This window comes from Methylobacterium sp. J-092 (assembly GCF_022829325.1).
Lineage (GTDB): Bacteria > Pseudomonadota > Alphaproteobacteria > Rhizobiales > Beijerinckiaceae > Methylobacterium.
In genome coordinates this window covers 1-18,547 of record NZ_JAKSXU010000136.1, presented here as the reverse complement: position 1 = coordinate 18,547, position 18,547 = coordinate 1, and the positions used below count along the sequence as shown (strand labels likewise).

The window sequence follows — 18,547 nt, the reverse complement described above, 5'->3', positions numbered from 1 at the left end:
TGAGGGAAATGTAGGCCAGAACCCAGCGGTTCAGGGTGCTATCGTCCACCTCCAGAGTGCGTTCTGGGAATAGCTGCCCCATGTCGCGGTGTCGCGGTAGCTCAGCGAGTAGCGCAGGTACCAGGCGACAGCCTGCACGATCAGCTTGGCCTCGTAGTGCCGGCCTTTGAAGTCAGCTTTGGCGCGCTGCTTGAGCTCGGCAGCGATGGCGGACAGGATAATGGGCAGCCTCCAAAACCGGAGGCGCCTTGCGGGTCATAAGGTCAACGCTGGGTAAACGCAGACACAATCGCGTTTGCGACACGCCCCAGCCCATCCAATCGACAGCCGAGCTGCCGGGCCCGGTCATCGCGACCGGGGCCGGTGCGGCATGGCTCGGCGGCAAGGCGGCAACGATCGGCAGCACGGCAGCGCTCACCGGTACCGCCCTCGGCATGAGCAACGGCATCATCACGGGTGCCTTCACAGCCGGAGCCGCGGCGCTCACGACGGCGGTCCTCGCCCTGCCGGCTGCCCTCACGGCAGCGGCAGCGCTGACGATGACCTATGACCAGGCGAACAAGATCGCCATCCAGGAGGGGTCGCAGGCCTTCATCGGCAAGGCGGATGCCGGCGAGGCCCCGGCACTCAACCCGATGGAAGGGCTCGTGCCGAAAGACCCGCCATTCCAGAAGTACCTACGGACCCCGTTCTCGGGCACGTTCGGGAATTGGGAAGGGTCGCTACCGCCGGGCACGGCCGGGATGCCGGCTTCGGTGCCTGCGCGCCTGCCCGGCCTCAATGGCCTGGTCGGGCCGCGACCCTCGGAGGCTCCCAAGTCGGAGGTCATGGTGCGCCAGCCGGGTTTCGGCCCGGCGACGCCCAAAAGATCCCGCCGATGGCAGCGCAGCGACAGGAGGCAGCTCCGGCCGCATCCAGCGCGGCGTCCGTCCCGGATGCGGGCAAGATGCAGGAAGCGACTGCAGCTCTTGCCTCCTACAAGGCCGAGCTGATGAACGTGAAGTCGGAGCTGGCCGCGAGCGCGAGCCTCGATCTCCCGGGGGGCGGCGCCGGGCTTAAGGCACGGAAGGCCGAACTCGAACACATGATCGAGGGCGTCCAGGCGAAGCTGACGGCGCTCAACGGGGAGACGATCGCGCCAAAGGTCGAGACCGGTGCGCTCGAAAACCTTCACGTCCGAGCAGGCGAGCTGAAGGATGCCTTGCAGGTAGCCGGCGGCATCACAGTCGCCCCGCAGGCCTCGCCGGCCGGCCTCTCAGGAACGCTCGCAGTCGCGAAGGAGCTGTTGACCACCTTGCAGGCGATCCCGGTGGTGATCTCCGCGTCGAACGGCGCTCTCGCGCGGGCTAGCATCGGGGGTGGTCTGCAAGCCCGCTCGCGGTCGTTCAGAAACGGCGTCACACCCAGGGCGGGTAAGCAGTGATGTCCGCGCATGATCAGATCGAGGCGCTGGAGGCTGCTGTAATGGCCTTGGCCCAGCAGACGGCCGGGACCGCCACTATAATTATTGCGCAGAGTTTTATCATGCGTGCGTTAGCAGAGGGTTTGACGCGCGGTAGCGGCACATCGATCGGCGACGTGCATGAAATTTTCTGGCGATGTCCGACTACAGGCCGGCTGAGATTGCCGCTTCCGTGCGGGCAATGCTTGCCGAGGCATCCGTCGCATCGGGAGCACGGCATTGAGCACGGATCCCCGGTCCAGTTGTCGCCTCGGTGCCCGCGTTGAAACGGCCGACACCCGACCAGTCCTGGCGCACCCACCACCGTGAGCGGAGAGCGAAATGGGCACTCCCGCCGGTGGCAAAATACGATTACGTTGGCGCGATGGCTGCACTTATTCGAATGATGCGCAGGAACGTCAAAAATTGAGACCTGGCCTTTGTGACAAATTGCTAGATAAATTGTAGAATTACATTTTAGAATGTTAAGATGTATATCTTTTGATTATTTTTTATCTTCTATAGGCTTTTGACCTTTCTCCGATAGATCCGCTATCAATTTAGTATTATCATCGAAAGAGTAAAGTTTTTTTAAATGCGGATTAGAAACAGCAAATTTCATAAAATCGCTAGCTGCTTTAAGCCTGCCGTCTTTATTTACATCCTCCGAAGCCTCAAGTCGAAGAGCTTCATCTTCTCTTGTCTTAGCTTCTTCTGCTTGATGCTTTAATTCAAGAGTTACTATTGCTAAACCTGTCGCAGTTCGATTGAAAAACTCGCTTGCGACAAACGTAGGTCGAGAGTAAAAAACGTAAAATGCGTTCGCCGCAAAGAAAAATACCATAAATAATAGGGTAAAATCTGAGCTTGATCCCTGAAGCACGCCAAAAAAACCAAATATTCCAGCCAGTAATGCTGAAAAAATCAGTATAGATATTCTTATAATATTCATTTAGATTGCCACGCAAGATTTATTGAATCTAATGCTAATTAGACGGAGGAGGCCGGCCTACCCCATTCAGAGGCCTGTCGCAAATGCCGACGGGCTCACGCCGGTCAGGCTTCCGCTATACACGACCCGACTACCCGCGGCAGCTTGGCAGCGCAGTGTTGCGTGGCAGTGTTTGACTGGCCGTTCGGAATGCGGCGGCCCTTTTCGGGGCCTGTCGCAAACGCGTGCGCGTCTTCGTTCACGGATCGCTAGCCATTCCTGACGAGCTTGCCGCCTCCGCCTTGAAGCAGACCCATGATCCTGTCCGCTATCGCCGCCATGCGGAAGCATCGCTCCAAAGCCGACTTCAAAGGCCGGCGCTACGAGGCAGTGCTCATCGTGCAGGCCGTCTCCTGGTACCTCCGCTATCCGCTGAAATACCGCGACATTGAGGAGCTGTTCCTGGAACGCGGTCTGAAGGTGGGCCACAGCACCCTGAAACGCTGGGTTCTGGCCTACGCGCCCCTGATCGAGAAGCGGCTACTTCAGTTCCGTCAGCCTCACTGCGGGTCGGTCCGCATCGACGAGACCTACATCAAGGTTCGCGACGGGTGGCGCTACCTCTACCGGGCCGTCGACAAACACGGCAATCCAGTCGACTTCCTGCTGACCGCCGACCGCGATCTCGATGCGGCCAGGCGCTCCTTCCGCAAGATGCTAGCGGATGAGCCTCTTCTCGCCCCCGGACCGCATCGGCACGGATGGCGCTGGCCCGTATCCGCGAGCCATCGCCGAGAGCCGGCAGGCAGGACTGCTGCCGCGCACGCCGATCCACTATGTCACCGAGCATCTGCAGCAGGGGATCGACAGCGACCACTTCCGGGTGAAAAGGTCGATGCCGCGGGTGGGAGGCTTTCGCTCGTTCAATACGGCGCGACGCGCGATCCAGGGCTTCGAGGCCATGCTCTGGCTGCGCAAGGGCTTCGGCTTCGTCGGCGCGTGGACGGTGCACGAGCAGAACCAGCTACTCGCAATCCGCTTCGGGCTTCCACAGGCGAACAAAGGGTGAAAGCGGGACGGCAGAGGTCGTTCCGCGTCTCAGATCCAAGTTTGCGAAACGCCCATTGCTGTTGAGTAGCAGGCGGACCGCCGTGCGCAGTCCGGACGGCCAACCTTCGGGCTTGCCGAGCGGCGTCGTGGTCCAGTCGTAGGCACGCATCAGCGTCACCATCTCGCCCGCCCCGGCGAAGAAGTCGCGATTACCGGACATTGGATCAAGCGTGATCATGAGAGGCAGGAGCCTGCTGTGCCATCGCTCGCTGGTCGGCCGGGGTCTTACCCATCTCGGCGCGCTCGAACTCTTGCAGCGCGGCACGTACCACGTCGCTGACACTGCTGTAGCGGCCGGTGGCGACGCACCCTTACAGGAACACTCGCAATTCCGAAGGCACAAATATTGTGATGGTTTTGCGCACAGCCATATTTGGCACTAGCACCGCTACACACTGTCATACATTTACAAATGAGCATTCTGATCGAGGGCAAGGTGAAATTTGCTTCACCCTGATCGCGGGCATTGCACCATGCCAGCACGAATTTCTGGAAGGGTTGTGAGCAGGCGTGGCGACAAGGTCCGCTTCTGTCAACTCTCGCTTTAAAGCGGACCGTCGCAAATCCACCCTAAGCGGCCAGTCTGGTAGCGACCCAACCCAGCAACTCGGACCGCCGTCGGTGCTTCTCGAAAGCAGCCGTTCGTCAGCCCCCCGGCAACTTCGGCTTCAGGTGGCGATCAGACCTTAGTCTTCGCCCGGAATCGGACGCTGCGCGCGCCGCTCATCACCGCCGAGCGGCGGCGGCCAAGCTGGTTCATTCAACAATCTCGACCGCGCCGCGACGGAGTTCGATCAGGCCTGCTTCGGCCCATTGTCCCAGGATGCGGCTCACCACCTCGCGCACGCTGCCGACGTCGTCAGCCAGCTTCTGATGGGTCAGGGCAACGACGCCGCGCGGATCGGCTTCAGCTCAGAGCCGTTGGGCTAGGCGCTGTTTGAGCGGGGCGAACGCCACCTCGTCGATCAGCGTGAGCAGACCGGACATCAGCCGCGTGCATGGGAGCGCCTCGAGGTGGCGCCCCCGGCATCCGCCGGAAAGTCAGGCCGACAGTTTCGTCGTGTTGTGCGGATCGATGACGAATTTCTTGGGCGATCCCTGGTCGAACATCCGGTATGCGTCGGGCGCCCGCTCGAGCGGGATACTGAGCATTCCCCACGTGGACGATGACCTGAAGCCTATCGGAAAGCCTTTCCGGTAGGCTCCTCCGCTCACGACGCCACGACCACGATGCGCAGCGGCAAAGGCACCTGCGCGACCGGTGGCGCCTCGTTGCAGGATGTCCTCGAATTCAGTTGGCGGGCGGTGCACCCGGGAGCCCGGGGCCGACGTTTGCGGCCGATTCGCTCCGGCGCATCGAAGCACGCCTAACCGTGGATCGCGTCGCGTCGATTGCGACGTTGGCCGCACCGAGGATACGGAGCTCGGTCGGTCGATTGAGGGCTTGGCGCGCGACGGTGGCGGCAAGGTCGTCGACCTCGGCGGCCATCGCCTCCAGGCGCCCGGGATCGGTCTCCCGGCGGGCTTCCGAACGCAGTTCGAGCAGGCGGCCTGTCGCCACCTCGATCCGCTCACGGCGGATGCGGCCCAGTCGTTGCCGCAGCCAGGCCACCGTCGATCCGACGCCGCCGGCCAGGATGGCGATGAGGTAGATCCAGCTTTCGTAGCGCTCGATGAACGTCTCCTGTTCACGCTCGTAGTAGTCGATGGCGCCGGGATGAATCGGGAGGCGCGCGCTGGTGGCGCCGGCGGTGTGCTCGTAGGCGGGAAAGGTGACGGCGTCCGCCGCGGGAACGGTGTCGGCGAGGGCTGTCCTCATCTCGAACAGGTGCTGTGTCACCTCCGCGGCGAGGCTGCGCGAGAGGTCGGCGCGGGCCATCAGGCGATAGGACGATCCAACGGTCGCCACGTCCTCGGCGGGAACGCGGGGATTCCCGCCGAACAGGGCCGCCGGGAGCGTGACCGATTGCAGTCGTGGCCAGCGTGCCAGGACGGCGGCGGAATCGGGTACCCCGAACAGGGCGACCTCTTCGTCCCCGCCGTCTTCCTTGACGAGGGACACCATTCTCATTGCGACGGGAGAGGTTGGTGTGGTGACCAATGCCAGCGCGTCGATGCGATGGTCGCGTAGGGCGTCGGCGACCTCGGTCTCCTCCAGGGCCACGAGGGCCACGGCCTTTGGCGGAACTGTGCCGACGGGCATCTCCGTCATGAGTTCCAGGTCGTGGTGTGCAAGGAGGGTGCCGACGAGGGCACGGTCGGCGGTGCGGCTCGCCAGCATACCGAGGCGTTTGCCCGCCAGATCCGGGAAGCCCTTGATGCCCGCGCTGGAGGGAGCCGCCACGAAGGCCGACAGATCCCGCAGGACGGCGAGCGTCAACGCGTTGCCAGGCACCGCGACGTCGGGTCGGACGACGGCAAGGTCTGCCTTGCCGGCCTTCAGCGCCTCGGCGCTCTCGCGAACCCCGTCGTAGGACACGACCTTCAGTCGGATGCCAAGCCTTCTGCGTGCCAACTCGTCCGCGTAGGCACGTAACAGCGCCGGTTCCGTTCCCCCGTTCGGGCCGGCTGCCACCGTCAGCGTCGTCGGGCGCGTCAAATGGTAGGTCGCCAGGGCCGCGGAAACGAGAACGAGGGCCAGTCCCAGCAGGAGCCAGTCCTGCCGTCGTCCGGGCAGGCTCATCGTTGCCACGTAGGCTTCCTCGCAATGGCTCCACAGTCGAGGCCGCACCACGGAAATAGGGGCGGCCTCGTCGGGATGTCGCAATCCTCATGGCTCCGTCGTGGGGGGGCGGAACCTGATCGCCGGCGTCAGCGCCCGGTAGTGGTCGTAGACTTCACGGGCTTCGAGCCAGGCTCATGCGACATCGTCTTAGTGCTGGACTCGACGCCTTCGCCGTCGCGGACCTTGGTCTTGGTCTGCGACTTCGAGAAGGTACCACCGTCATGCGACATGGCCTTCGCCTGCCCGTTCAGGCCGCCGTTCCCCGTCTCGTTAACGTGGGAGCGGTCCATGGTCTTCCCTCCTGCGGCGGCGCCACCCGTGGCGAGGGAGGAACCGGTGGCGCCGTTCGCGCCGGTCGACGTGCCGCCGGTCCCGACCGTCGAGGCGGAGGTGCCGCCGGCCGCGGCGGAACCTGCGCTGCCTCCCGTCGCGCTGCCGCGGGCCTGTGCCTGGGCGAGTGCGGGAGCGAGAAGGAGGCCCATGGCCGCAAGTACGGGAATGATCTTCGTCGTCGTCATGTGGGCCTCACCTCTTGTCCTTGGGAACCGTGACGACGCAATCGCCGTCGCCGGTGGTGGTCATCGTGGTCCCGTTTCCAGAACTAGAACTTGAGGCCGAACTGCTCGTCGTGCCATTCGCGGATCGGGTGATCACCGACGGCCCCCCGGTCGTGGAACTCCTCACGCCGTCCGGTCCTGCCGTGACCGAACTCGACAGTGTCCCGGCGCCCTTCGCGTCGTCGGAATGGACGACTTTGCAGGGCTTTCCGCTAGGGCCGGTGGTGACCGTCGTTCCTCCCGAGACACCGTTCGGGCCTGCGGTGACGGTGCTGGTCTGGGCATGGCTCGCGGCGACCCCGGCTAGGGCGAGGGCGCCGCCGAGAAGCGGCAGGATCAGGCGTGCCATGGTGCAACTCTCCTCGGGAGCGGGACGGGCGCGGTCCCGTGGGACCGCGCCCGGGTTTTCAGTTTGGTGTGGGGTCAGCGCTTGTTGTGGCCCGGTGCGTTCTCGGAGTTGCCAGGACCGCCCTTGTCATGGCCGGCCGCGCCGCCCGACTTCCCGCCGCCGTCGGACATGCCGGCCGAGGAGCCGCCGGTGCCGACGGTCGAACCGCTCGTACCCTTGCCGGCCGACGAGCCACCGGTCCCGACGGTCGAGGAGCTGGTGCCACCGCCCGCCGACGACCCGCCAGTACCCAGCGTCGAGGACGTACCTGCACCGGTTCCGGAGCCGGCGGACGAGCCGCCCGTGCCAACGGTGGAGGAACTGGTGCCCCCACCCGCGGAGGAGCCACCGGTGCCGACGGTCGAGGACGACTGGGCGACCGCCAGAGCGGCGCCGCCGAGGACGAAGGCAGTGGCGAGTGCGGCGACGCGAATGTTCTTTAACATGGTTTTCTCCGGGTGTGCTGGTCGTTACGGAGCCAGAAACGGAGATGTCGGAAATACCGTTCCAAAATAATGCTTCGCATGTAGGCAGTGCGCCTACCTGAATGGCAGGTTAATGCAGTTTATATACTTGGTTCAGACATGCCAGTAGCATCGGGATAATACCCCGTGGGCCGGCTCATCGCTTCATCGGACAGCGGGATCTGTGGATCTCCGGCCAGTCCATCGCAGCCCTGGCCGGCTCGAAGGGGAGGCGGCGACAGCGAGCGGGAACGGCGATCCCCAGGGGACCGTTCCCATCGACCAAAGGTGAAGGCCGGGACGTTCCGTGAAGCGATCCTCGCGTGGGCGATGAAATTGGTGCCGGAAGTGGCTACCGAGGGACCGCACCCGGGACCCGAAATTCTCGCCGGAACAGTTTTCCTACGTCGCTCGTTCCTGGACACCCGATCCGGGATCGGGAATATATTCATGCGTCGCTTCGCGCTCGCCGCCGTTGCCGCCTTGGCCGGCCCCCTCCTGACCAAGGACGAAGCTTCGGCGCCGCCGGCCACCGTCAAGTTCGCTTCCGTCCCGCCGGACATGGTGCTGAGCGACAACCTCATCGGCCTGAACATCGCCGACGGCACGAACAGCAACGTCGGCGAGATCAAGGACATCCTCATCGAGAGGGGCAAGCTGAGCAAGCCGGACGCTTGGTTCTAGCTGATTGCTAGCTTCGGCAACTAGGTATTTAAATTTTTGTTAACAAAAACTCCAACCTAAACAGGATAATCCCCGCTTCGTCAGTGAATTCCATTTGCAGTTCCGAGCCAAGGCTTTCTAGTCTTGCGCCTTCCTCAATGAGTACGCCTGCGTATCGATTAGTCTCTCGACGAGCGAGCATGATCTCCGGTAATTCGATGCCCTTTTTATCGGGAAGAGGCACGCTGTCATATACGTTGAAGTGGTAGCGAGGCATGCGCCTCTCTCGGCAGTCAAAAGGCGGGAGTGCGCGTCTCTCTCAGTCGCCGACGCCCCGTTGTCGTGGCCGGCAATAACGTTCGCTATCAGACACTGATCTGGGGCACAACCGAGTGCTTACAGATGGGGTTGGGCCGTTCGTCATGCCGCAGCCTGAAGTGATCGAGGGCCGAGGAGAGAATTACAGGGGCTTGCCAGTCCGGAAACGCATGTCAGACCAAGGCGACAACCTTCCTGCAGACGGCAAGGATGCCGGCCGGCAATGTCCGGGTTAGTGCCCGACGCATCGTTTGGGACGCTGGCACCCATGCCTGGATGCGACGCGACCACCGATGCCCTTCGAACGAGGTGAGCCAACATGACCCAGTCCGAGCAGCGGCAACTGGCACAGGTCGTCGCCGGCCTCGCCGAGGGTGTGATCCTTATCGAGCCGGACCACACCATCGCTTACGCCAACGACGCCGCCCTCGCGATGCATGGGGTCGCCGAGCTCGGCGACCTTGGAACCACGGTCGCCGAGTATCGGGCCAACTTCGTCCTGCGCTACCTCAACCACCGCAAGGTCGGCCCCCTGCAGCATCCCGTCGAGCGCATCCTCGCCGGCGAGGCGTTTCGCGACGCGGTTGTGGAGGTCCACCACGTCCGTCACCCCGAGAGGACATGGACGCATCGAATGCGGGGAGTGGTAACGACGGATGATGCCGGTGCACCGACTGGCCTCGCGCTTCTGATGCAGGACGCCAGCGACCGTTACGACGCGGAGGAGCGGTTCGAGTGCATATTCCGGGCGAACCCGGCCCCGGCCGTGGTGTGCCGGCTCTCCGACCTGCGCTACGTCAAGGTCAACCAGGGTTTCGTCGAGCTCACCGGATACGCACGCGACCAGGTCATCGGCCGGACATTCACCGAGGTCGACCTTCTCGGCCAGGGCGAGCATCGCGCCTCCGCAATCGAGCACCTCCATGCCGGCACGACCATCAGGCAGCGGGAGGCGTGTCTCTCGGTCCCGTCCGATACCGAGAAATACGTCATCGTCGCTGGCCATCCCATCGAGATGCCGGGCGGCGAACGCTGCATGCTGTTCACGTTCGCCGACCTGGAGGACAGGCGGAAAGCCGAGGCCGAGCTCCGTCTCAGCGAGGAGCGCTTCGCCAAGGCGTTCGAGCTCAGCCCGATCCCCACGGTCCTCCTCAGCTCGGACACCGACCTGCCGACCAGCGTCAACGACGCGTACGCCTCCACCTTCGGCGATGCCGAAGGCGCTTCCGCGATGCCCTGGGTGGAGGAGGCAGAGCGGACGCGCTTCAAACGTGAACTCCAACGCTATGGCAGGGTGCGCGCCTTCGAGGGGCGCCTGCGCACGCGCGACGGAGACGTCCTCGACTGCCTCGTCTCCGCCGAGAAGGTCACCGTCGGCGGCGGCGAGGGCCTCCTTTGCGCCGTCCAGGACATCTCGTCCCGAAAGCGCACAGAGACCGAACTCATCTCTGCCATCGAATCCGTCATGGCTGACGCGTCGTGGTTCAGCCACGGCGTGATCGAGAAGCTCGCCCTGCTGCGCAACCCGCCCAGGCCGGGCAAGCCGCAGGCGGTGGCGGAGAAGCTCACGACCCGCGAGGGTGACATGCTGGAGGGCATTTGCCGCGGCGATACCGACGAGGAGATTTCCAAGGCTCTCGGCGTCTCGCTGAGCACCGTGCGCAACCACGTCGCCAGCCTGTACCGCAAGATTGGCGTCAACCGACGCAGCGCCGTGGTCGTCTGGGCCAGAGAACGCGGCATCGGCGAGAAAATATCATTTGAGCACTACGGCAAAAATACAACGCGAAAACCAGGTCGAAAACACTAACTCGACTAATTCAAAATACTTTTATGTAAATTGCCGGAACATCGCTCCGACGAAACTATTCGGTGGGTGTAGCTCTGCTCGAACCGGGCATCTCGACGACGGCCAAATCGGACGAAAGAGGTGCCGCGAATGGGCAAGGGCCGCAAGGTTCTGTCGAGCGATCATGCCCGTGCCCTGATCAAGCAGGCCATCGGCATCATCTTCGGCGACACCAAGGTCGAGGCGGAGGCCACGACCGAGATCGCTACGATTGAAGCGCGGCAAACCACGAACCAGCCAACCCGACCCCGCCGTCCCGCGCGGATCTAGCCCTGGCCCAGTACGCCATCGAGACCCATGCCTCAGCCCGCGCAGGCCCTTCGTCGGGACCCTTCTGCACGCCGAAAATTGGAGTTCGCCATGTCCTTCCTCGCCTGGATCGTCCTCGGCCTGATCGCCGGCTTCATCGGCAGCAAGATCGTCAACAACACCGGACAGGGCCTCGTCGTCGACATCCTGCTCGGCATCGTCGGCGCCGTCGTCGGCGGCTTCCTATTCAACCAGTTCGGCGAGCCCGGCGTGTCGGGGGTCAACCTCTACAGCCTACTCGTGGCCGTCGTCGGCGCCGTGATCGTGCTGTGGCTCTACCACACCGTCATGGGCCGCCGCCGGGTCGTCTGACCCGCCGCGCCCTTCCAGCTTTCCGAGCTTACAACCCAGGAGAACCACCATGGCCACCGTTACCGAGCCCACGCCTGTATCCCCCGGACGCCCGATACCGGATCGCACCGTCGTCGACCGCGACCTGCCGCAGACCACCATGGTCCCGCCGGCCGAGGACATGCGCACGATGATGCTGCATTCCGTCTCCTGGGGTGCCGTGCTTGCCGGAGCCACCGTGGCCCTGATCTCCCAGGTCATCCTCAACATGCTGGGGCTCGGCATCGGCCTGTCGACGGTCGATCCGATGGGCGACGGCACACCAGCTGCGAGCTCGCTTGGCATCGGAGCGGGCCTCTGGTTCGTCGTCTCCGGCGTGCTGGCGGCCGTCGCCGGCGGTTATTTCGCCGGACGCCTGTCCGGCAAGCCGTCGGCATCGACGGCCGGCTATCACGGCCTCCTCGCCTGGGCGGTCTCAACCCTCGTGGTGCTCTACATGCTGTCGTCGGCCGCCAGCGGCATCGTCAGTAGCGCCATGGGCACGGCCTCCTCGGCCATCGGCGGAGTCGGCAACGCGATGGGCGGCTCCGTCTCGACCCTGGCGCAGGCCGCCGCCCCGTCGCTGACCAAGGTCACCGACCCGTTCTCGAACATCGAGTCCAATGTCCGCAACGGCACCGGATCCGATCCGGCCGCGCTGAAGGACACCGCGGTGACCGCCATGCGCGCCGCCGTCTCGGGTGACGGCGCACAGCAGGCCGCCGCCCAGGAGAAGGCCGCCGTGGCCCTTTCCAAGGCGCAGAACATCCCGGTCGAGCAGGCCCGGACCCAGGTCGCGCAGTACACCCAGCAGTTCAAGGAGACCGTTGCCGCGGCCAAGGAGCAGTCCAAGCAGATTGCCGACGCCACGGCTCGCCGTGTCTCCCAGGGCGCGCTGTTCGGGGCCCTCGCGCTGATCTTTGGGGCACTCGCCTCCTACTTCGCCGGCCGCGGTTCGGCCGTCAATCCGACCGTCACCCGCACCGCCACGAACACCCTGACACCGCGTCGGGCATGAGCCTCGGCGACCACGCCGCGACCGAGCCCTACGATCTAGGGACGTCCTTCGGCACCGCGGGGCGGTCACCATTCTCTGCGACGGCCTCGACCGAAACGGCCCCGAGGTCGTCGCCTGCTTCCTCAAGAACGCCGGGCAGGTCTCGCCCGGCTGCCGGGCGGCCATCGCGGTTTACGCCGAGACGGCATCCGAACGGTCCGCCGCCTCTTCGTAGCGATTGCCTGCCTTCCCCAGTTCGTACTCGATCCGATCCGCAAGGACACCTCCATGAAGATCCTCACCACCCTGACCGTCGCGACAGCCATGACGCTCCTCGGTGCCGGCGTCGCCTCGGCCAAGCCCTGTGCGGTCGGAACGACCACGAACAGCACCGGCCAGCAAGGCTCGGCCGACGCTTCCTCGAAGGTCGACGGCGACACGACCGCGAAGGTCTCGCCGGGTGCCAAGGCAGAATCCCCCGGGACGGTCGGGGCGATGAACAACGTCGGCTCGAATGCGACGGCCTCTGCCAACGAGGCGAAGCCGCCTGAGGGCAAGGTGGTGAAGCCCGGTGACGACGATTGCTGATCGCGCCGAAGGTCCCAGAACAACGGAACAGAGACATCCAATGAGTGACGGCTTCCCCTCGATGACGGCGCTGCTTGGCCTGTTGGCCGTGGCAGGCTTCCAGAACCGGGACAAGATCCAGGAGATGCTCGGCGGAGCCGGCCACGGTGGTCCTGCGACCGTAGGCACGCCCGCGGGACAGGGTGGTCTCGGCGGCATCTTTGGTAATCTCGGAAACGCCCTCGGGGGTGCCGGCGCGGGTGGTCTGCTCAGCGGCGGCCTTGGCCATCTGGTCGACCGCTTTCGCGAGAACGGCCACGGCGAGGCGGCCGACTCTTGGGTGAAACACGGGCCAAACGCCGAGATGAAGCCCGATCACCTGAGGTCGGCCATCGGCCCCGACGTCCTCGATACGCTGTCGCGGCAGACCGGCCTTTCGCACGATGACCTGCTGTCTAGGCTCTCGCGCGAGCTGCCGTCCGCAGTGGATCGCTACACCCCCGACGGCAGGCTGCCGTCCTCGGTCGCCGGCATGCCGGGCTGAGGAACCACCCGGTCGATCCCGCAGGTATCGGAGCCGCGGAACCGACCGGCCACCACGTTCGCATCGGGGCACGTAACTCCCAACACCGGACGGACATATGTCCGGAAGCGCGCACGCCTAGGCCGCCGAACACCATGAGGCAGCGGCCAAGTCACACCAGAAGGCCGCTCGGCACCTCGACGCCGGCAACGAGGAGAAGGCCGCCAAGCATGCCTCGAAGGCCGACGACCGGGCGAAGAGGGCAGACCAAAGCTCGATCAAGGCGCGACCCAAGAAGGCCGCGTCGAAGAAGTAGTCAGCCCTAGTCGCGGCTCGAAGCGCGTCTTGCCGCGGGCCGGCTCAACCTCGAATCGAACGGAGATTGACCAATGGACGAAAACCGCATCACCGGCGCCGCCAAGGAACTCGGCGGAAAGGTCCAGGGCGCCGTCGGCGACGTCACGGGCGACCGCGAGACCCAGGCCAAGGGCACCGCCAACGAGGCGAGGGGTACCGTCGAGAACCTGTACGGACAGGCCAAGGACGCGGTGCGGGACGTCGCCGACCAGGCGGGTGGCATGGCAAAGGACGCCATCGAGCAGGGCCGTCGGGCCTTCCCGGATGCCGAGCGGACATACCGTCGAGGCGCCGATACGGTGACGGACTACGCCAAGGAGTCCCCGTTGATGCTTGCGGCCATGGCCGGGGCCATCGGATACCTGCTCGCGATGGTCGTCCACGGCCGTCGCTGAACGGTCGACGTCCGGGGCTACGCTTACGACGGGCGCGGTCATCGGTTGGGGGGAGACGGTGGGGATCCTCCGATGCCACCCGGGCGCATGCTGATCCGCTACAGGTCGAACGACGACCACTGGTACTTTTGCGGCAGTGGCGACCCAACCGACGTGTGCGTCTTCCACGAGCCGAACGTGCCACCCGGCGGGAGGCGGTCCCGCATCGAGTTCGCGGCTTTCCTCGCCTCGGCGAACGGACCCCCCAGCACAGCGCACTCATCGGCATGATCGGCTCCCTTGTCGGGACGGATCTTGCCGACGTCGCATCGAGCGTCCCCACCCCCGAGCCGGGGGCCACCGGTGCCCGGCGAGGCTGCCTCGTCGATCTGATCCATCCCCTTCCACGCCCGTGAGGACGCCATGGCCATCGACTACCGTTCCGAACTTCGCAGGCCCCTCCCGTTCAGCCTCGCCGTCGTGGCGGCGGTGCTCCTGGTCTGGCTCGTCGTTGCGTCCATTGCCGGCGCACGGCAGAGGACCGTCCGGGACCACCGCATCCAGGACCTGGAGACGCGGCAGGTCGCGCTGCAATCGGACCTCGACCAGCAAAGGGCGGCGGCAGGGACCCTCGATGGTCTCAAGGCGAGGATCGCATCGGCCCAGCAGCAGGAGCGGGACGTCACCCAGGCCAGCGAACAAGCCAAGGCGAGAGCCGCGAGCCTGGCGACGGAACAGCAGGCGGCGGAGCGTAAGGCCGGCGAGGCCAAGGCCACCGCCGAAGCCGAGGCCACCAAGCTCACCGGGCTGCAGGCGCAGGTCGCCCAGGCGGAGCAGAAGCTCGCGCCGATGAAGGAGGCCACCACGGCCGCCGAGCAGGCGGCGACCGCCAGGACCAAGGAACTGGCGGAAGTCGGACGCCGGTTGGAGGAGACGCGGCAGCAGGAGGCGAAGCTTCGGGCGGACATCGCCGCGATGTCCCAGGAGGCGACCGCTAAGACCGCGGACCTGGCCAAGGCCGAGGAGAGCCAGCAGAAGGCGCGCGACGGCTCGGCTGCCGCGCAGAAGGATCTCGCCGACGCGCGGGCCGCAACCGAGCAGGCGGCGAAGCGGAAGGCCGAACTGGAGCAGGCCATCGCCGGCCTGACGGCGAATCGTGAGAAATTGACGAGCGACGTCTCCCAGGCCGGCCAGCAGGTGCAGCAGGCCAAGGACGGTTTGGCGGCGACCCAGAAGGAGCTCGCCACGGCGCAGTCCGAGCGGGACCGGGTGATCTCCGAGCGGAGCCAGGCCGAGCAGGCAGTCCAGAAGCTGTCGGCAGACCGCGACGGTGCGACCTCGGCGGTTAAGACCCTGCAGGGGAAGCAGGCCGACGCCCAGGCACAGTTGGCGACTCTGACCGAAACGCTTGCGACCCGTAATAAGGAGATGGCTGCCCTTGAGGACCGTCTCGGGACCACGCGTCAGGAACTTGCGGCCACACAGGCCAAGCTCGCCGAGGCGCGGCAGCAGCTCTCGGACCAGCCGCCGGCCATGACGGTGCACCCTGCCCAAACCCCGCCGGCGAGCATGCCGACCGCCCCCAAGGCGGACTAAGGCGTTGACGTAGTGGGATAGCGCGAGAGCTGCCGATTCTGCGCACCGCTTCTCGCGCTGGCCGTCGTCGGACTCGCGTACGCGTACCTCACGCAGCCGACCACGTCGTCATCGCCGTGCCTCCGAACGGGGGTTCCAAGCGACCACTGATGCGGGCCTACGCGGATCACCACCGTCCCGCGGGCATCGTCGCCAGCGAAGATGGAAAGCATGCGCTTTAGACCGTAGGGCCGGGGAAACGGCGCGTCGGGCATACCGGCCGCCGGCCCCGGAGGTGTTCGTGCCAGCCTTCTCCGCTTGGCCGATTGCGCTCGCCCGCCCAACTCCGCCGGCCAAGCTACTCGTGGCGGAGCGGCCCACCGTGCACTAACTTCACCCTTGGACCACCTCGTGGGGGCCGATCAGTTGTTCAAAGTTGCCGCTCGGCTTGGCAGGCTCCACCCGTGCCGAGCAAAGAGCCGACCTGATCGGAGGGCGGTTGCAATGGATACGAACGGCTTCCCCAAATCCATCAACGAGACCCAGCGTGAGTTCCTGCGCCTTTGTGAAGCCAGCGACGGCGCTCGTGGCGGTCCACCACGAGGCGACGTGCTGGAACTGTTGCATGCCAGCGGGAAGAGCTTGCACCTCCTCGCTCATAAGGAAGCGCAGGATCATCTCGCGGCATACCCGCAGGCTGGAACGTTTGGCGTGTAGACCTAAAGCGCTCGGCGTTCGTCGCCTTCAGGACCCTGGTCGCCGGCGATCGCATGCGGGTGTTTCACGTGCCGCTTCGGTGGGACGCCGAACAGACGGGCATACTCCCGGCTGAACTGCGAGGGGCTTTCGTACCCGACCGCGAAGGCGGCGGCCTCGACGTTGAAGGCACGGGAGTTCATCAGTCGTCGCGCCTCCAGAAGACGCAGTTGCTTCTGGTACTGCAGCGGCGTCATCGACGTCAGCGCCTTGAATTGACGATGGAACGCCGAGACGCTCATCCGGGCGACGGTGGCGAGTTCCTCGATGCGGACTGGCTCGGCGAAACGGTCGCGCAGATTGTGCAGAGCGTCCATGAGCCGTCGTGACGGACCGTTCGCCGACATCACATGTGCGATCTTGCTGCCGTGCGGCCCCGTCAGCAGCCAGTAGCAGATCTCGCGCACGATGCCGGGGTACAGCACGGGAACCGCCTCCGGCGTATCGAGCAACCGGACGAGTCGACGTGCGCAGTCTGCGAGAGGCCCGTCGAAGTCGGCCACGAAGATACCTCGGCCATCTTTGCCGCCAGCCACCGGGGGGCTGTCCATCTCTTCGGCCACACTCCGCATGATGTCCGGATCGAGCGCGAGCGCCAGAACGAGGCAGGGTTCGTCAGGACTGGCCTCAACTACGCGCCCGGTTGAGGGCGTCTCGACTCCCACCACGAGAGCCTCGCCCGCGCGGTAGACGAAACGCTCTTCGCCGAAGTTTGCCCATTTGGCTCCTTGGGCCACGATGCAGAGTGCCGGCTCGACGATCCTGTGGCTCGGCGGGTTCGGGCGATCCGAACGCATGATGTGGACGTTCAGGGACGGCACCTCGTAGGGGCCGGGGCCAGCCTGACGCTCCGTGTAGCGCAGGATCGTCTCCGCCAACGCCTCCATCATGCGCGATTCCTCCCCGGATTGTTCTCGGCGATCTCTAGGGCGCCGAGCAGGATTAGGCAAGAACGCGACTGGTTTGGGCATTCAGAGCGAAGGTCACTTACCAATATGACCCGTTCCGTCGGACGAGAGCGGAGAGCACGATCATGTCGGAAACTAAGATTGCCATCGTGACCGGCGGGAGCCGAGGGATTGGACGGGCTGCGGTCCTGAAGCTCGCCGAGCTCGGGGTTCGGTCAATCCTCACCTACAACACGAACCGAGAGGAAGCCGAGCGGGTCGTTGGTCTTGTGGAGGAAGCCGGTGCATCTGCAATCGCCATCCGATTGGACGTCGGGGCCGCAGGGACCTTCGACGGGTTCGTCGGAGCGGTGCGGGACGGCCTAGCAAGCTTGGGAGCCGAACGCTTCGATTCCCTCGTCAACAACGCCGGGACCTCTTCGGCAGCGACACTCCTGAATGCCACGGAAGCTGAACTGGACGAACAGTTCGCCGTGCACTTCAAGGGTACGTTCCTGCTGACGCAGAAGCTCCTGCCGCTGATGAATGATGGCGGCCGGATTGTGAATCTGTCCTCGGGTCTGGCGCGCGTTGCCATGAACGGGCGTGCTGTTTATGGGCCGATGAAGGCTGCGGTCGAGGCCCTGACCCGGTACATGGCCCTGGAACTGGCTCCCCGCCGCATCGCCGTGAACGTGGTCGCGCCAGGTGCCATCGCCACCGATTTCAGCGGCGGCGTGGTGCGGGACAACCCACAGGTCCGGAAGATGGTCGCCGATCAGACCGCGCTCGGCCGCGTCGGCCTTCCGGAGGACGTCGCCCCCGTCATCGCCGGGCTACTGTCCGATGGGTTCGGGTGGGTGAACGCACAGCGTCTCGAAGTCTCCGGTGGCGTCCAGATCTGACGTGACAACGGCCACGGGGTAACCTCTCGCACTGGTCGCCCTCAGCACCGGCGCACTTTTGCTGCGCCTGTCGAAGGGGCCAGCATCGAAAGCCCTCGTTGCAATGCCGGCCGGCAACTCAGGCGATGCTATGACACTCCGTTGTAGACCGCGTCGCCGGACCATGAAACCTGCGCGACCCAGGTGTCGAAGCCCTTGGTGTCGCCCTCCTTGACCTCATCGGCCAGCCGGCCGAACCCGAGGACGAAGGTGGCGACGCAGAACAAGGTGGCCACCAGGCCGATCTCCCACTTCTTGGGATGGCTGGCGGCCTCAGCCCGGGCACTCACTTGGTTCATCTCGCCTGATCTCCCTGCTGGCGCGAGCACTCCCCTCCGGAGCTAAGACCCTGTTTCATAAAGCTCGGGCGATCCGTCTGACGAGGATCATGGCTGCGGCGAGGACGAAGAAGGCGAGCGCAGAGGACGGGGTAGCCTCGTGGTCGCGAGCCAACCTGCGGCAGCGGGCGATCCAGCCGAAGC

General features: G+C 65.0%; 24 protein-coding genes and 5 pseudogenes. 14 read left to right on the top strand and 15 right to left on the bottom strand.

The window, feature by feature from the left end; genetic code table 11:
- A pseudogene (locus MKK60_RS17065) lies at positions 1-222 on the bottom strand (IS6 family transposase); the annotation flags it as partial.
- Positions 223-248: 26 nt separating this feature from the next.
- Here MKK60_RS17065 and MKK60_RS17060 point away from each other — a divergent pair.
- Positions 249-992, top strand: a complete 744-nt coding sequence (locus MKK60_RS17060; RefSeq protein ID WP_243987569.1) for a hypothetical protein — start codon at positions 249-251, stop codon at positions 990-992.
- A complete protein-coding gene (locus tag MKK60_RS17055; RefSeq protein ID WP_243987567.1) occupies positions 947-1,423 on the top strand; it encodes a hypothetical protein in 477 nt (158 codons plus the stop codon). The genes MKK60_RS17060 and MKK60_RS17055 overlap by 46 nt, the downstream gene beginning before the upstream one ends.
- A 523-nt stretch (positions 1,424-1,946) precedes the next feature.
- On the opposite strand, the gene MKK60_RS17050 is transcribed toward MKK60_RS17055, so the two are convergent.
- On the bottom strand, positions 1,947-2,393 hold the full coding sequence (locus MKK60_RS17050) for a hypothetical protein (RefSeq protein ID WP_243987565.1): 447 nt from the start codon (positions 2,391-2,393) through the stop codon (positions 1,947-1,949).
- A 294-nt stretch (positions 2,394-2,687) separates the two neighbouring features.
- Between MKK60_RS17050 and MKK60_RS17045 the strand changes: the two are divergent.
- Positions 2,688-3,441: pseudogene (locus MKK60_RS17045) on the top strand (IS6 family transposase).
- Here MKK60_RS17045 and MKK60_RS17040 read toward each other — a convergent pair.
- From MKK60_RS17040 to MKK60_RS17015, 7 genes and pseudogenes are all read right to left on the bottom strand, one after another.
- Positions 3,397-3,660 carry a hypothetical protein gene (locus tag MKK60_RS17040; protein ID WP_243987563.1) on the bottom strand — a complete coding sequence of 88 codons (264 nt, stop codon included), beginning with the start codon at positions 3,658-3,660 and terminating at the stop codon, positions 3,397-3,399. The pseudogene MKK60_RS17045 and the gene MKK60_RS17040 sit on opposite strands and share 45 nt — an antisense overlap.
- A pseudogene (locus MKK60_RS28700) lies at positions 3,647-3,778 on the bottom strand (hypothetical protein); the annotation flags it as partial. The pseudogene MKK60_RS28700 and the gene MKK60_RS17040, both read right to left, overlap by 14 nt.
- 460 nt (positions 3,779-4,238) lie before the next feature.
- Complete coding sequence (locus MKK60_RS17035) at positions 4,239-4,364, bottom strand: helix-turn-helix domain-containing protein (protein WP_279604129.1); 126 nt, start codon at positions 4,362-4,364, stop codon at positions 4,239-4,241.
- 409 nt (positions 4,365-4,773) lie between these two features.
- Positions 4,774-6,165 (bottom strand): TAXI family TRAP transporter solute-binding subunit, encoded by a 1,392-nt coding sequence (locus MKK60_RS17030; RefSeq protein ID WP_243987576.1) that lies wholly within the window; start codon positions 6,163-6,165, stop codon positions 4,774-4,776.
- A 128-nt stretch (positions 6,166-6,293) separates the two neighbouring features.
- Positions 6,294-6,725, bottom strand: coding sequence for a hypothetical protein (locus MKK60_RS17025; RefSeq protein ID WP_243938606.1), 432 nt, complete (start codon positions 6,723-6,725; stop codon positions 6,294-6,296).
- Positions 6,726-6,732: 7 nt separating this feature from the next.
- Positions 6,733-7,113 (bottom strand): glycosyl hydrolase, encoded by a 381-nt coding sequence (locus MKK60_RS17020; RefSeq protein ID WP_243987555.1) that lies wholly within the window; start codon positions 7,111-7,113, stop codon positions 6,733-6,735.
- Positions 7,114-7,187: 74 nt separating this feature from the next.
- Positions 7,188-7,598: a hypothetical protein gene (locus MKK60_RS17015; protein WP_243987553.1), complete on the bottom strand. Its 411-nt coding sequence runs from the start codon at positions 7,596-7,598 to the stop codon at positions 7,188-7,190.
- A 306-nt stretch (positions 7,599-7,904) separates the two neighbouring features.
- Between MKK60_RS17015 and MKK60_RS17010 the strand changes: the two genes are divergently transcribed.
- A complete protein-coding gene (locus tag MKK60_RS17010; protein ID WP_243987551.1) occupies positions 7,905-8,300 on the top strand; it encodes a hypothetical protein in 396 nt (131 codons plus the stop codon).
- 28 nt (positions 8,301-8,328) lie between these two features.
- Here MKK60_RS17010 and MKK60_RS17005 read toward each other — a convergent pair whose 3' ends face one another.
- The gene (locus tag MKK60_RS17005; RefSeq protein WP_243987549.1) at positions 8,329-8,556 is read right to left on the bottom strand and encodes a DUF6894 family protein; all 228 of its coding nucleotides are present in this window, start codon (positions 8,554-8,556) and stop codon (positions 8,329-8,331) included.
- A 360-nt stretch (positions 8,557-8,916) separates the two neighbouring features.
- Between MKK60_RS17005 and MKK60_RS17000 the strand changes: the two genes are divergently transcribed.
- The 7 genes from MKK60_RS17000 (at position 8,917) to MKK60_RS16970 (ending at position 13,924) form a co-directional block, all read left to right on the top strand.
- Positions 8,917-10,407: a PAS domain S-box protein gene (locus MKK60_RS17000; RefSeq protein WP_243987546.1), complete on the top strand. Its 1,491-nt coding sequence runs from the start codon at positions 8,917-8,919 to the stop codon at positions 10,405-10,407.
- Positions 10,408-10,536: 129 nt separating this feature from the next.
- Positions 10,537-10,716, top strand: a complete 180-nt coding sequence (locus MKK60_RS16995; RefSeq protein ID WP_243987544.1) for a hypothetical protein — start codon at positions 10,537-10,539, stop codon at positions 10,714-10,716.
- Between the two features lie 90 nt (positions 10,717-10,806).
- Positions 10,807-11,067 (top strand): GlsB/YeaQ/YmgE family stress response membrane protein, encoded by a 261-nt coding sequence (locus MKK60_RS16990; protein WP_147841128.1) that lies wholly within the window; start codon positions 10,807-10,809, stop codon positions 11,065-11,067.
- Positions 11,068-11,116: 49 nt separating this feature from the next.
- Positions 11,117-12,103, top strand: a complete 987-nt coding sequence (locus MKK60_RS16985) for a PhnA-like protein (RefSeq protein WP_243987542.1) — start codon at positions 11,117-11,119, stop codon at positions 12,101-12,103.
- Between the two features lie 267 nt (positions 12,104-12,370).
- Entirely contained in the window at positions 12,371-12,670 is a 300-nt protein-coding gene (locus MKK60_RS16980; protein ID WP_243987540.1) for a hypothetical protein, read from the top strand.
- Positions 12,671-12,710: 40 nt separating this feature from the next.
- Positions 12,711-13,193 (top strand): YidB family protein, encoded by a 483-nt coding sequence (locus MKK60_RS16975; protein ID WP_243987538.1) that lies wholly within the window; start codon positions 12,711-12,713, stop codon positions 13,191-13,193.
- Positions 13,194-13,561: 368 nt separating this feature from the next.
- Complete coding sequence (locus MKK60_RS16970) at positions 13,562-13,924, top strand: CsbD family protein (protein ID WP_243987536.1); 363 nt, start codon at positions 13,562-13,564, stop codon at positions 13,922-13,924.
- Between the two features lie 98 nt (positions 13,925-14,022).
- On the opposite strand, the gene MKK60_RS16965 is transcribed toward MKK60_RS16970, so the two are convergent.
- Positions 14,023-14,301: a hypothetical protein gene (locus MKK60_RS16965; protein WP_243987535.1), complete on the bottom strand. Its 279-nt coding sequence runs from the start codon at positions 14,299-14,301 to the stop codon at positions 14,023-14,025.
- Positions 14,302-14,326: 25 nt separating this feature from the next.
- Here MKK60_RS16965 and MKK60_RS16960 point away from each other — a divergent pair, with 25 nt between their 5' ends.
- On the top strand, positions 14,327-15,499 hold the full coding sequence (locus MKK60_RS16960) for a chromosome partitioning protein ParA (protein ID WP_243987533.1): 1,173 nt from the start codon (positions 14,327-14,329) through the stop codon (positions 15,497-15,499).
- A 241-nt stretch (positions 15,500-15,740) separates the two neighbouring features.
- Positions 15,741-15,869: pseudogene (locus MKK60_RS28695) on the top strand (IS3 family transposase); the annotation flags it as partial.
- Between the two features lie 2 nt (positions 15,870-15,871).
- Here the strand turns inward: MKK60_RS28695 and MKK60_RS16955 are convergent.
- Both MKK60_RS16955 and MKK60_RS16950 read right to left on the bottom strand, forming a co-directional pair.
- Entirely contained in the window at positions 15,872-16,156 is a 285-nt protein-coding gene (locus MKK60_RS16955) for a hypothetical protein (RefSeq protein WP_243987531.1), read from the bottom strand.
- 41 nt (positions 16,157-16,197) lie between these two features.
- On the bottom strand, positions 16,198-17,124 hold the full coding sequence (locus tag MKK60_RS16950) for an AraC family transcriptional regulator (protein ID WP_243987528.1): 927 nt from the start codon (positions 17,122-17,124) through the stop codon (positions 16,198-16,200).
- A 143-nt stretch (positions 17,125-17,267) separates the two neighbouring features.
- On the opposite strand from MKK60_RS16950, the gene MKK60_RS16945 reads away from it, so the two are divergent.
- Positions 17,268-18,026: an SDR family NAD(P)-dependent oxidoreductase gene (locus tag MKK60_RS16945; protein ID WP_243987526.1), complete on the top strand. Its 759-nt coding sequence runs from the start codon at positions 17,268-17,270 to the stop codon at positions 18,024-18,026.
- Between the two features lie 128 nt (positions 18,027-18,154).
- On the opposite strand, the gene MKK60_RS16940 is transcribed toward MKK60_RS16945, so the two are convergent.
- Positions 18,155-18,364 (bottom strand): hypothetical protein, encoded by a 210-nt coding sequence (locus MKK60_RS16940; RefSeq protein WP_243987524.1) that lies wholly within the window; start codon positions 18,362-18,364, stop codon positions 18,155-18,157.
- A gap of 55 nt (positions 18,365-18,419) precedes the next feature.
- Positions 18,420-18,547, bottom strand: a pseudogene (locus tag MKK60_RS16935) (IS5/IS1182 family transposase); the annotation flags it as partial.